Source organism: Sulfurovum sp. TSL6 (assembly GCF_019972115.1).
Taxonomy (GTDB): domain Bacteria; phylum Campylobacterota; class Campylobacteria; order Campylobacterales; family Sulfurovaceae; genus Sulfurovum.
In genome coordinates this window covers 458,507-470,313 of the sequence record NZ_BPFJ01000002.1, presented here as the reverse complement: position 1 = coordinate 470,313, position 11,807 = coordinate 458,507, and the positions used below count along the sequence as shown (strand labels likewise).

General features: G+C 39.9%; 16 protein-coding genes. 12 read left to right on the top strand and 4 right to left on the bottom strand.

From position 1 onward, the window contains the following. Nucleotide 1: 1 nt before the first annotated feature. The 8 genes from LDM93_RS07330 (at nucleotide 2) to LDM93_RS07295 (ending at nucleotide 4,455) form a co-directional block, all read left to right on the top strand. Nucleotides 2-649: a hypothetical protein gene (locus LDM93_RS07330; RefSeq protein WP_223891647.1), complete on the top strand. Its 648-nt coding sequence runs from the start codon at nucleotides 2-4 to the stop codon at nucleotides 647-649. 97 nt (nucleotides 650-746) lie between these two features. Then, on the top strand, nucleotides 747-1,649 hold the full coding sequence (locus LDM93_RS07325; RefSeq protein ID WP_223891645.1) for a hypothetical protein: 903 nt from the start codon (nucleotides 747-749) through the stop codon (nucleotides 1,647-1,649). 21 nt (nucleotides 1,650-1,670) lie between these two features. Beyond that, complete coding sequence (locus tag LDM93_RS07320; protein ID WP_223891643.1) at nucleotides 1,671-1,949, top strand: PqqD family protein; 279 nt, start codon at nucleotides 1,671-1,673, stop codon at nucleotides 1,947-1,949. Continuing rightward, nucleotides 1,946-2,536 (top strand): 16S rRNA (guanine(527)-N(7))-methyltransferase RsmG, encoded by a 591-nt coding sequence (gene rsmG / locus LDM93_RS07315; protein WP_223891641.1) that lies wholly within the window; start codon nucleotides 1,946-1,948, stop codon nucleotides 2,534-2,536. Before LDM93_RS07320 ends, rsmG begins: the two co-directional genes overlap by 4 nt. After that, a complete protein-coding gene (locus LDM93_RS07310; protein WP_223891640.1) occupies nucleotides 2,533-2,745 on the top strand; it encodes a PP0621 family protein in 213 nt (70 codons plus the stop codon). The genes rsmG and LDM93_RS07310 overlap by 4 nt, the downstream gene beginning before the upstream one ends. A gap of 18 nt (nucleotides 2,746-2,763) precedes the next feature. Further along, nucleotides 2,764-3,150, top strand: a complete 387-nt coding sequence (locus tag LDM93_RS07305) for a hypothetical protein (RefSeq protein WP_223891639.1) — start codon at nucleotides 2,764-2,766, stop codon at nucleotides 3,148-3,150. Continuing rightward, on the top strand, nucleotides 3,131-3,820 hold the full coding sequence (locus LDM93_RS07300) for a rhomboid family intramembrane serine protease (protein ID WP_223891638.1): 690 nt from the start codon (nucleotides 3,131-3,133) through the stop codon (nucleotides 3,818-3,820). Before LDM93_RS07305 ends, LDM93_RS07300 begins: the two co-directional genes overlap by 20 nt. A 23-nt stretch (nucleotides 3,821-3,843) precedes the next feature. Then, nucleotides 3,844-4,455, top strand: a complete 612-nt coding sequence (locus tag LDM93_RS07295) for a hypothetical protein (protein WP_223891637.1) — start codon at nucleotides 3,844-3,846, stop codon at nucleotides 4,453-4,455. Nucleotides 4,456-4,457: 2 nt separating this feature from the next. On the opposite strand, the gene LDM93_RS07290 is transcribed toward LDM93_RS07295, so the two are convergent. The 4 genes from LDM93_RS07290 to bioD all read right to left on the bottom strand — a co-directional run bounded on the left by LDM93_RS07290 (nucleotide 4,458) and on the right by bioD (nucleotide 7,482). Further along, nucleotides 4,458-4,703 carry a hypothetical protein gene (locus LDM93_RS07290; RefSeq protein WP_223891636.1) on the bottom strand — a complete coding sequence of 82 codons (246 nt, stop codon included), beginning with the start codon at nucleotides 4,701-4,703 and terminating at the stop codon, nucleotides 4,458-4,460. Nucleotides 4,704-4,801: 98 nt separating this feature from the next. Beyond that, nucleotides 4,802-5,776: an aminodeoxychorismate synthase component I gene (locus LDM93_RS07285; protein ID WP_223891635.1), complete on the bottom strand. Its 975-nt coding sequence runs from the start codon at nucleotides 5,774-5,776 to the stop codon at nucleotides 4,802-4,804. 154 nt (nucleotides 5,777-5,930) lie between these two features. Next, a complete protein-coding gene (locus tag LDM93_RS07280; protein ID WP_223891634.1) occupies nucleotides 5,931-6,809 on the bottom strand; it encodes an aspartate carbamoyltransferase catalytic subunit in 879 nt (292 codons plus the stop codon). Nucleotides 6,810-6,843: 34 nt separating this feature from the next. Further along, nucleotides 6,844-7,482 carry a dethiobiotin synthase gene (gene bioD / locus LDM93_RS07275; RefSeq protein WP_223891632.1) on the bottom strand — a complete coding sequence of 213 codons (639 nt, stop codon included), beginning with the start codon at nucleotides 7,480-7,482 and terminating at the stop codon, nucleotides 6,844-6,846. 57 nt (nucleotides 7,483-7,539) lie between these two features. Here bioD and LDM93_RS07270 point away from each other — a divergent pair, with 57 nt between their 5' ends. Genes LDM93_RS07270 through LDM93_RS07255 form a run of 4 tightly spaced genes read left to right on the top strand, consistent with a single transcriptional unit; the run spans nucleotide 7,540 to nucleotide 11,788 of the window. Beyond that, nucleotides 7,540-7,839 carry an ATP-dependent Clp protease adaptor ClpS gene (locus tag LDM93_RS07270; RefSeq protein WP_223891630.1) on the top strand — a complete coding sequence of 100 codons (300 nt, stop codon included), beginning with the start codon at nucleotides 7,540-7,542 and terminating at the stop codon, nucleotides 7,837-7,839. Nucleotide 7,840: 1 nt separating this feature from the next. Beyond that, nucleotides 7,841-10,030, top strand: coding sequence for an ATP-dependent Clp protease ATP-binding subunit ClpA (gene clpA, locus LDM93_RS07265; RefSeq protein WP_223891628.1), 2,190 nt, complete (start codon nucleotides 7,841-7,843; stop codon nucleotides 10,028-10,030). Nucleotides 10,031-10,065: 35 nt separating this feature from the next. Continuing rightward, nucleotides 10,066-10,800: a leucyl/phenylalanyl-tRNA--protein transferase gene (gene aat / locus LDM93_RS07260; RefSeq protein ID WP_223891625.1), complete on the top strand. Its 735-nt coding sequence runs from the start codon at nucleotides 10,066-10,068 to the stop codon at nucleotides 10,798-10,800. Continuing rightward, entirely contained in the window at nucleotides 10,793-11,788 is a 996-nt protein-coding gene (locus LDM93_RS07255) for a transaldolase (protein WP_223891624.1), read from the top strand. The genes aat and LDM93_RS07255 overlap by 8 nt, the downstream gene beginning before the upstream one ends. Nucleotides 11,789-11,807: the final 19 nt, after the last annotated feature.

Genomic DNA, 11,807 nt, shown 5'->3' with positions numbered 1-11,807 from the left:
ATTGGCACAGTGGTATGCACGTACGACAGTGAGTGCGGTTAACCCGGATACACAAACGATTATCGAACATAAGACAGCGGGCGTATTCGGGCAATTGCATGAAAGCAGTGACGAAAAAGATCCTCATGATATTATCGGGATGGGTACAGATACGGCAATACTTGAAGTTGTCTTCCCACAAAATGAATGGGGCAGTGATAATGGTGATTATTTTAGTGATTACCATAGTGTCAAAGAGGATGGTGATAGTTGGATATTTCAGGTTAAAAATATGAATAAGAATATCGACTTGAAAGATGAGGCTATTATGATCACATTGGAAGGAATATACACGGTCGAATCCACTATTGTTGACGGAAGCACTCGTTATAGTGAGAAGCTAAACCATACAGATGAAAGGTTAGAAGAGCTGACACTTATAGATTTGGACAATAAAGTCGCGTATAGTGTTTCTGAACTGAACAATGCAGAGATAAGTATGAATGGAATGCATATTAGAACGTTTAAATGGGTGTTAGGCAGCGTAATAGAGGCAGATTATAATGCACCATTAAACACTTCAATAACAGCTACACCAATGTCATTTAAAAGAACAGCTGTAAATACCGAGAGTGTATCAAACAGCAAATTTGGCTTGCCTCCCAAATAGTTTTTTCTCCTCTGTTTGTAGGAAAATGAATGGATCAGGTTTAACTAGAAGCAATTATCAAAAAATATTGTTATAATCTTGAGGAGAAAGGTTTCTGATGATTTTCGGTCACAGTTTTGATTTTCAGAGTGAACCTATTTTGCAAAAAGAGTTTCTCTCTTTTCCCTCCGATCCTTCATATTATCCTGGAAATAAAATGATACGCGTCATAGAATCTTCCAAACCTTCGCTTTTAAAAGACTTTACTTTTAAAACAGAATGGTTCCCTATGTCAGGTCAGGAGACACGATATTATAGTATTGATCCTTTTGAAGAGGCAGATGAAGATTTTACTTGGGCATTCGAGATTAAAGGTGTTGTTACGTTGATCTGGGATGCAACAGATCAAAAGATCATTTATAGTAAAAGTGCAAACTATACACCTCAAAGACTTCGTTTTTGGATCTACCATACTTTTTTCCCCATGGTTTTGGAACTTCAGAGAAAGTATCGTATCTTACATGTAGGTGCGGTTGAGATAAAAGGAAAACCGGTACTTTTCTCCGCCTTCTCTTTTGGTGGGAAATCTACATTGACAGATTATTTTATCCAAAAAGGGCATACACTGCTCTCAGATGACTCTTTGGCCATAGAAAAGCGCGGAAATACATATTATGCTATTGCTTCATACCCTTTTCATAGACCTTATAGAGAAGTAGAAACACTTGGTTATCCTGTAAAAAACTTTGCAGTTGAACCTAAACCTTTGCACGCCATCTATGTGTTGGCAAAGAGTGAGCTTTATGCAGAAGTGGAGATAGTAGAGCTTAAAGGCATAAATAAGTTCAAAGCATTACACTATAGCATTTTTATTATGTGTGAATTTATGAAACAAGAACGGTTCTTGTTTTTTACTGAGATGGCAAAGAAGATTCCTGTATATGAGGTTCATTATCCTCATGACTTGAAGAGATTGCCTGAAGTTTATGAAAAGATCGTTGCACATCAAATCATGCTATAATCCCACTAAAAAAGAATGACAATGAACCTCAATCAAAAAATAACATTTGCAGATACAGTTTTCGCACAAGAAGTAGATGGGGAAATGGTATTGTTGGATATGGAAAGTGAAAACTACTTCGGGCTTGATGAAGTGGGTACAGCTATCTGGCAGACTATGCAGGAGTATGGTACTTTGCAAGAGGTTTTTAATACGATGTTAGAACAGTATGATGTGGAAGAAGAGGTATTGGAAAAAGATCTTTCTGATTTTATAGAAAAATTGGTTGAGAGGGGTTTGGTAGAGGTGAAAGAAAATTGAATTTATCGCAACATTTAGATAAAGAAGGGATCATACTGTCAAGTGGGATCATCGTAAAGTTGGAGCGCTTTGCTTCGCTTTTGAATGAGTGGAACCAGATCCATAATCTTACAGGGGCTAAAACCATAGATGCGATCTATGTGAACATCGTGGATTCACTGTATCCTTTGACCTTTATAGAAAAACCAAAAACACTGTTAGATGTAGGAACCGGTGCTGGCTTTCCCGGTCTTGTACTCGCCATTGCCTTACCCGATACCCAAGTGGTCCTTGCCGAGCCGCTTAAAAAACGTGTCTCTTTTTTAAAGTATGCATCGATAGACTTGGAACTTCCCAATGTCAGTGTAGAAGCAAAGAGAGTCGAAACAGTCGAGCATGATGCGTTTGATCTTATCAGTTCACGTGCCGTGACCAATACAAAACTTCTTTTGGATCTGACCTCCAAGATCAGTGATGCACATACGGAATATCTTTTTTACAAAGGGTCTCGTGTATTTGATGAGATAGAAGATGTACAACATCAGCTAAGATATGATATAGTACAAAAAAATCAACGAAATTACCTCTATATAAAGACTGAAGAATGATATTAAAACTACTTATTTTTGCTATTGCCGGTGTGCTTATCTACAAATTTTTTGGCGGAAAATTTCCGACATTTGGGAAAAGCCCACATGAGAAAAAACTGGATGATGATACACTTGTAGAATGTGAAACATGTCATACCTATGTGACTGTGAAAGAGAGTATCATTGTAGGCGGTAAGTATTACTGTTCTAGAGAATGCACACCCTAAAAATATAAAGGAATATAGATGATAATTATTGGACACCCATGGATAAAAAGTAATCATTTTTTTAAAGTTTTTTCTATCGAATGTATTGAGAAGAGTCAAGCGGATGATATCATTTTACTTGAACCTTTAGTGGATTCTCATGCCTATGCAGTACATTGTCAAGAAAACAATATACCTTTTGCGGTAGTTGCAAATAATTTGGAGGATGCACTGTTTGCAAATGCTTTAGGCGCGAAATATATCATTTGTGAAGAAGATCATGCTTTGATGATCCAGCCTATAGCGAACGAGTACCTTTTTGATACACGTATACTAGTGCTTATCCATAGTGAAAAAGAGATCAGTAAAATAGCCAGAGGTGGTGTGGATGGTGTGATCTTCGCAGATGCTATCTATGAAGGCTGACATCCAGCGTTATACGCTTACCTATATACTGATAGCATCCAGCAGTGTCGTCTATCTTTTTTCTGCACTGTTGAGCCAAAGCCTTAGTGATATGGACATGCAGATCCTTGTGGATATGGGTGCACTGTTTGGTCCATTGACTGTGCTTAAAGGTGAGTGGTGGAGGCTACTGACCGCCATGTTCTTGCATGGTGGTATGACCCACCTTCTGATGAATATGTTCTCTCTTTATCTCGTAGGCCGTGGTGCAGAGATGTACTTTGACACAAAGTCTTACCTGAGCATTTACTTCTTTTCTGGGATCATTGGCGGACTTGTCTCTTTGTATATACACCCAGTCTCTGTAGGTGTAGGGGCATCTGGTGCTATCTTTGGCGTTTTTGGTGCATTGGCAGGGTTTTTTCTGGCACATAGAGAAAAGATAGCTACACATACCAAAGCATTCATGAAAGACTTTAGTATCATCATTGCGATCAACCTTGTCATAGGTTTTTCTATCCCTTCCATTGATGTCAGTGCACATATTGGGGGGCTTATCGTAGGTTTTGTAGGCGGATTTGCACTCTCAAAAGATCCAAAATGGATATGGGAGTATAGCAGTGCAATGGTCTTGCTCATTTTGGTTATTGTCTCCTATCTTCCTGATCATTATGCGCAGATACTCTTTTAAACTACTACTAAAAGGAACGTAAAATGAGCAAAGCCCATTTTACTACGTTAACACTACGTTTGCTTCAGCAGAAAGCTCAAACGACTAGTCGCTTTTTAAATATTTATTTTCGTTGGATAGATGTTAGCAAATTTTTATTGATCAGTTTTTTATTGGTAGGGTGTATGGTAACTGCACCTTCGGTATCACAAACTAAAATGAGAGAACTTTCACAGCTTTTTCAGTCCATGGACAGTACGATACCTCAAAGTGAAGCGATGCAGCTTTCCAACGATATTTTTCATAAAACAGCACAATTGACAAAAGAGTTTGAAATGACGTCTCCTCCTCAGTTTCACAATTTTTTAGTGACCATGGGTATACGAAAAAAAGGACTTTGTTACCATTGGAGTGATGCTTTATATATCTATTTGTCTCAGAAGCACTATGCTTCTTTTGAGTTCCATTTAATGGGTGCAAATGTGGGAGAATACTTTTTTGAACATAATGCTTTGGTGGTGGTAGCCAAAGGTGGAAATATAGAAGAGGGTATCATCATTGATCCGTGGAGAGATTCGGGAGAACTGTTTTTCTCCAAAGTGAAGGATGATCCAGACTATGTATGGATGCACAGGCAAGCAAGAGGATGTCGTTAGTTTTATTCCGCCAGAGGCTCTGGCTCCATTCCTGCTTCACGCAACTCTGCCTCTTCAGCAGCGATGGCTTCTTTTTGTGCTTCTGAAAGTTCTTCTTTCGGCTCTTGTACTTGGGCTGTTTCTTTTACTTCCTGCTGTTCCTGGATGCTTTCTGTTTGGGTACTATTGGTTTCATTTTCATCGGCCAGGGCACTATTTTGAAGAAGTAAAAAAAAAGAGAAGAGAATGCCTGAAAAAATTTTAGACATGATATACCTCGTATAATTTGATAAAACAGTGTACAAAATTTTTGAGAAAATTGCAAACAGCGGTTGAAACTCTCAAGTAAGAAACATCAAGCAGGTTTTTACTGTAATGGCAAATAGATCTTATCTATCAGCTCATCATATTCACTTTTGGCATTGGAATCTATGGTAATGCCTCCACCACTTTTGTAAAAAAGCTTGTCATTTTCTTTTTCAATGAAACGTATCATCACTCCGGAGCGTAAGGATTCTCCATCAAAAACACCAAAGATCCCGGTATAAAATCCTCTGTCAAAATTCTCTATCTGCTTGATGATATTGACCGTACTCTTTTTAGGTGTCCCGGAGATGGATCCTGCGGGAAGTATTTTGCTGAGAAGTGTACCTAAGTGATCTCTCCAGTCAGTAGGAAGCGTTGCTGTGATCTTGGAACTGACCTGAAGTAGGTCTTTTTTACCTGCTTTGATCTTCTCTATATAACGAAACTTCTCAACTTTGATCTCTGAACCTATGATCCCCAAGTCATTACGCATAAGATCGACGATCATGATATGCTCTGCCATCTCTTTTGTATCGGCTAAAATGCTCTCTTGGGCATGAGGAAGGTCAGCATCTATAGTTCCCTTCATGGGATAGGTGGATATGGTATTCTCTTCTATCTCCACAAAACGTTCTGGAGAGAAACAGATAAATTGATCTTTAAAATAGAGTTTAAACTTGGCTCTGGCATAGGTGAAGATCTCTTTAAGGGTGAAAGAACTTTCTATGGGTGTTCTGAATGTAAGGTTGAGCAGATAGGTATTACCAGAACGTATCTCTTCGAGTACTTTATCGAGTGTTTTTTTGTAGGTGACGAAATCCACAGGAGACTTGGAGAAAGTAAATGCTTTGGTACGTTTTTGTACAGGATAGTTACGCCAATCTTCCAGTTTATAGTAAATGTCATCATCTAACTCATTGAGTGGTTTTGCAAAGATTTTTTCACCATCAAAAGAGATGATAAAAAGAAAAGGGGTACGTGATTTTGAGAGTTTGTTTATCTCTTCAAAACCATTTTCTTTGCTAAGCCAAATCATTTTATACCCTTACTTCTATCTCTACTTTTTTTAGAAAAAAGTAGGCAAAAAAGCGTCACTTCGCAAGTGTGCTACATTATTACAGCGTGTGCTTCGCAATATGCACGCTTTCATAATGGCACACTCAGTGCTCAGTGACAATCCAATATCCAACCTAAGAGTCTAGAAGCAATAATTTCAAAATAGCCATACGCATATAAACACCATTTTTGACCTGTTCAAGCACTTTACACCGTTCATCTTCAAGCATCTCATCAGAAATATCTATGTTTCTCATGACCGGACCGGGATGAAGTACCAGGATATCTCTATCCCCTAAACGATCATGGTTGATACAGTAGTGTTTCGCATACTCCTCATAATCATCAAAGATAGGAGAAGCATGACGTTCCAACTGTGCTCGTAGAGACATAATGACATCCACTTTGTCCAGGACATCTTCAAGTTTTTCATATTGAGGCAGATCACTCTTGGGCATAAATGGTTTGGGTGCAACCAAAATGACATTCATCCCCATACGTGTAAGCAGACGAATACCAGAACTCGCCACACGTGAACTTACAATATCACCTACAATGGCAATGGTCTTACCTTGAATGTTACCATTAAAATGTTCGACCATTGTAAAGAGGTCAAGGAGTGCTTGAGTAGGGTGTGCGTAGTTGCCTGCTCCAGCGTTAATGACGGAAGTCATCTGCATATCAGCTAAGAGACCCGGAGCTTCATTTTCAGAGTGACGGATGATGACCCCATCTGGTTCCATCGCACAAAGGTTTGCAAAGGTGTCTTCGAGTGATTCCCCTTTTTTAGTAGAACTTTTACCCGGATCAAGGTGCACAACAGCCGCACCCAGTCTTTTAGCTGCTACTTCAAAAGAACTGCGTGTACGTGTCGAGGCTTCGAAGAAAAGGGTAATGAGCAGTTTATCTCTAAGCAGTTGAGAAGGGGATTGAGCTTTAAAGGTTTTAGCGTCATGAAGTAGTTGTTGTATTTGTGTGTCAGATAAGTTCGTGGTATCTACCAAATGTTGCATAGTCAGCCTTGTGGATGAAATTTTGTAATTATAGCTAATAGGTGCTAATAAACCTTTGTATTCCTGCTTCAACACTCCACCAATCAGGGAAGACTTCATCATAAAAAGGCTGTGTGACTTCAGAAAAACTCTCTTTGTCTTCAAAGAGGTTTACACACCATTCAAACCCCATATTACGAGAATTTAGGGCTTCCATGGAGAGTAAAGTATCATTGATGCATCCTAATCTGCTGGGTGTGACCAAAAGCACTTTGGCTTTTAGTTTTTTAGCCAGATCGATCATCATAAAATCTTTTGTTACAGGGACCAAAAGACCACCGGCACCTTCAACCAGAAGTATGTCACAAAGCTGTGAGAGTTCGTGGTACTTTTTGATGATCTTCTCAAGGACTATTTCTTGATGTATATCTGCACAAAAAGGGGCTGCTGGAAGAGGAAAAGTATATGCTGTGATATCTTCTGGATTGAGATTTTTAAAGTTCTTGTTTACCTTTTGGCAAACTTTTAAGAGTAAACTAGCATCATGGGGTAAGGTACTTACACCTGTTTCGATAGGTTTAAATACACCCACAGACAAACCTTTGGCGGCAAAAGCTTCAATGAGTTGAACTGTGGTATGTGTTTTGCCAATGTTTGTACCTGTAGCAGTGATAAAAAGTGATCGCACTTGCATTTCTCCATTTTTTTTGTATAATAGTCATAGAATAATTTATGAGGATTTTAACATAATATGCCAAAGTTTGAAGAAGAGTTAGAGCTAGATTTAGAGTTACACGAACCACAAATGTTTAAAGTGTTACTGCATAATGATGATTATACGAGTATGGACTTTGTCGTGGAAATACTCATGGGGATTTTCCATAAGACACATGACCAAGCAGAACAGATCATGTTGCAGATACATGAAAAAGATAAAGCCGTATGTGGTGTATACAGCTTTGAAATAGCACAAACCAAAGCACAGCAGGTCAAGCAACAGGCCAAACAAAATGAGTTTCCATTACTCGCAACCATTGAAGAGGATAGTTAAGATGATTAGTATTGCACTGAATGACGTATTTAAAGCAGCTGTAGGATATGCTAAAGAGAACAGACATGAATATTTAACCGTAGAGCATGTATTCCTGTCGATAGTGAAAAGTGCAGCAGGTCAAGAGATACTTTCTATACTTGATGCAGATCTTAAGAGATTGGAATCAGGTATTGCCGAGCACATTACCAAGACCATTCCTTCACTGAAAGAGGCGGTTGAACCTTTTGAGACTGTGGCACTGTCCCGTGCTATCAATGACATGATGACACATATCCACAGTTCAGGGAGAACAGAAGCCAGTATCGGTGATATGATAGCAGCAATCTTTATGCAAGAACACTCCTATGCGGTGTACCTCATGAAAAAAGAGGGTATAGCCCGTGTAGATGTACTTGAAGTGATATCACATCGTTATGATAAAGTAAAAGGTGGTACAGTAGAGAAAAAAGAGGGAGAGACACTTTTAGAGCAGTTTACCGTGGAGCTTGTATCCTTGGCTAAAACAGGCAAAATAGACCCGGTAGTAGGCCGTATAGATGAAATAGAACGTGTGATGCAGACACTCTGTAGACGTAAGAAGAACAATCCTCTGCTTGTGGGTGAACCAGGAGTGGGGAAAACAGCCATTGCTGAAGGTTTAGCACTGAAGATCTCTGAAGGTGATGTACCCGAAATACTTAAAAACGCAAAAGTATTTGCTTTAGATATGGGTGGATTGGTTGCAGGTACAAAATACAGAGGTGATTTTGAAAAACGTCTCAAAGGTATCATCAAGGAACTGACCGTAGAAAAAGATGCCATTTTGTTTATCGATGAGATCCATACCATGGTAGGAGCAGGGGCAACAACCGGTGGAAGTATGGATGCATCCAACTTACTGAAACCTGCACTTGCACGTGGTGACCTGAAGTGTATCGGTGCAACGACCTATGCAGAGTTCAGAAACTTTTTTGACAAAGACAAGGCACTCAGCCGTAGATTTGCCAAAGTAGATGTGGAAGAACCGAGTCTTGAAGATACGATGACGATCCTAAAAGGTATCAAACATAAATACGAAGACTATCATAACATCACATTTACGGACGCGTCACTACAGTCGGCTATCGACCTTTCTGTAAAGTATCTGCATGACAGATTCCTGCCGGATAAAGCGATGGATATCATCGATGAGGTCGGTGCACACTTTATGCTAAGAGGAGAAGAGGGTGTAACGGTCAAGCCTAAAGACATTGAAGAGAGTGTAGCAAAGATCATGAAACTTCCTTCAACGGTCATAGGTACGGACGATACAAAAAAACTTCAATCATTGGAAAAAGATCTGGCATCACATATCATCGGACAGGATGAAGCGATCACTGCCTTAGCAACAGCTATTAAGCGTTCGTATGCCGGGCTGAATGCACCTAACAGACCTATAGGAAGTTTTTTGTTCGTAGGACCTACAGGTGTGGGTAAAACGGAACTTGCCACACAGCTTGCCAAAACCATGCATGTGCATTTTGAAAGATTGGATATGAGTGAATACATGGAAGCACATACCATCAGCCGTTTGGTCGGTGCGCCTCCAGGATATGTAGGGTATGAGCAAGGCGGATTGTTGACCGAAATGATCAAAAAACATCCGCATACGGTCTTGCTTCTTGATGAGGTTGAAAAAGCACACCCTGATATCATGAACATTCTCCTTCAGGTGATGGATGGTGCGAAGTTGACAGATAACAACGGGGTGGTCTCTGATTTTAAAAATGTAATACTTATCATGACCTCGAACATCGGTACCAAAGAAGCCAATGTCATGGGCTTCAATAAAGATACTTCTGTCAAAACAGATAAAGCACTGGCAGCTTTCTTCTCTCCTGAATTTAGAAACCGTCTCAGTGCTACCATCGAATTTAATGCACTCGGACTGGATGCACTTGTGACTATCGTCGATAAAGAGTTAGATAAATTGAACCTCTTGCTTAAACCTAAAAAAGTCAAAGTGACCTTGGGTAAAAAAGCCAAAGAGTATTTGGCCAAGGAGGGGTACGATGAACGTTATGGTGCCAGACACATTGCACGTGTGATAGATGCCAAGGTCAAAGAAGCACTGACCGATGAGATACTTTTTGGAAAACTTAAAAAAGGCGGTTCAGTCAAAGTAAGCTATAAAAATGAGAAATTAGATTTTTCATTTGACAGTAAATAAGTTACATACACTGACCAAGAGCAAAGGATATATAGTTGGCGTCTGAGTTTGAGGAGGATGACTATTTTATCCCTCCGCTACGTAAGGATTCTACGGCGTTTCCCGATCCTCGTTCAGCTTCAGATGAAGGTCTTCTTGCCTATGGAGGGGATCTCTCACCGCAGCGATTGATCGCCGCATACAAAAAAGGGATATTTCCCTGGTACAGTCAAGGTGATCCTATACTCTGGTGGTCACCTAACCCACGCCTTCTACTGTATCCTGAAAAGTTTAAAGTACGTAAATCATTTAGAAGGGTATTGCGTTCCGGAAAATTCACTGTCACTTTTGATGAAAGGTTTACCGATGTCATCAAACAATGTGCAACCGTCTATAGAGAAGGTCAGGAGAGCACTTGGATCGTTAGTGATATAGAGGAAGCCTATATACGCTTGCATGAAGAGGGGTTTGCACATAGTGTGGAAGTTTATAAAGAGGGAAAACTTGTAGGCGGACTTTATGGCATTGCTCTGGGGAAAGCGTTTTTTGGTGAATCGATGTTCTCTTTGGTTGCAGATGCATCCAAGGTCGCTTTCAAAGCACTAAGTGATGTTTTAGGCAGGAGAGGCTATGATTTTATAGATTGTCAGATGAAAACAGATCATATGATAGGTTTAGGCGCTGAGGTGGTTGAGAGAGATATCTTTCTTGATGCACTGGAAGAGACGCTTGAAAAACCTACTGATCTTGGTTCATGGCAGCATTTTACGTGGGAGTACAAAGATGGTTAATAGAGATATAGGGTTCTCATTATGGTTGGATTTTGTAGAAAGGGATTTTCTTAAAAATGATTTTTCTGCATTGATTGAAAAAGGTATCATTAATGGTGCTACGAGTAATCCGTCTATTTTTGCTTCTGCGATTACCACTTCTCCTGCCTATAAAGAGCAGCTGGCTTCTCTTTCAGGCAAAAGCCCCAAAGAGAAGTATGAGGCACTGGCTATCGAAGATATTCGTACAGCTGCACAGGCCTTAAGACCTTTATATGATGAAGGGAACGATGGGTATATCTCTATAGAGGTCGACCCTTTCCTTTCAAACGATACAGAAGGTACGGTTGCCGAAGGTAAAAGACTTTTTGAGGCTATCGGTGAGCCCAATGTGATGGTAAAAGTACCTGCCACAGAAGCAGGATATGATGCTATGACACAACTTCTAAGTACAGGTATCTCAGTCAATGCAACACTCATCTTCTCACCTAAACAGACGCAAAAAGCCTTGAAGGCGATGAAAAAAGGCTTAGATTGTTTTGAAAAAGATGGTGGGTTGAGAGCAGAGGCGGTGATCTCTGTCTTTGTAAGCCGTTTTGACAGATTACTGGATGCTGATCTGGAAAAAGAGGGACTCTCTGTTTCAAAAACCGGTATCTATAATGCGGCAAAAATCTATAATCTTATCGAAGCAAACCATACACCAAGTGTACGTACACTTTTTGCAAGTACAGGTGTTAAAGGTGATGACCTTCCAGCGGATTACTATATGAGAGAATTGCTTGCACCGCACACGGTCAATACTGCACCGCTTGCAACGATAGAAGCATTCATCGCTAAAAAAGCACCGGCACCTAAATTCCCGTTGGAAGAGAGTGAAGTCAACGGCTATTTCACAAAATTGGCTGATAACGGTTTTGATATGGATGAAGTGTATAGCCAACTCTTAAAAGAGGGACTTGAAGCATTTGAAAAAGCATTCCAAGAGATGCTTGACAGTTTAAAATAAATCACATCTCAAAGGGATA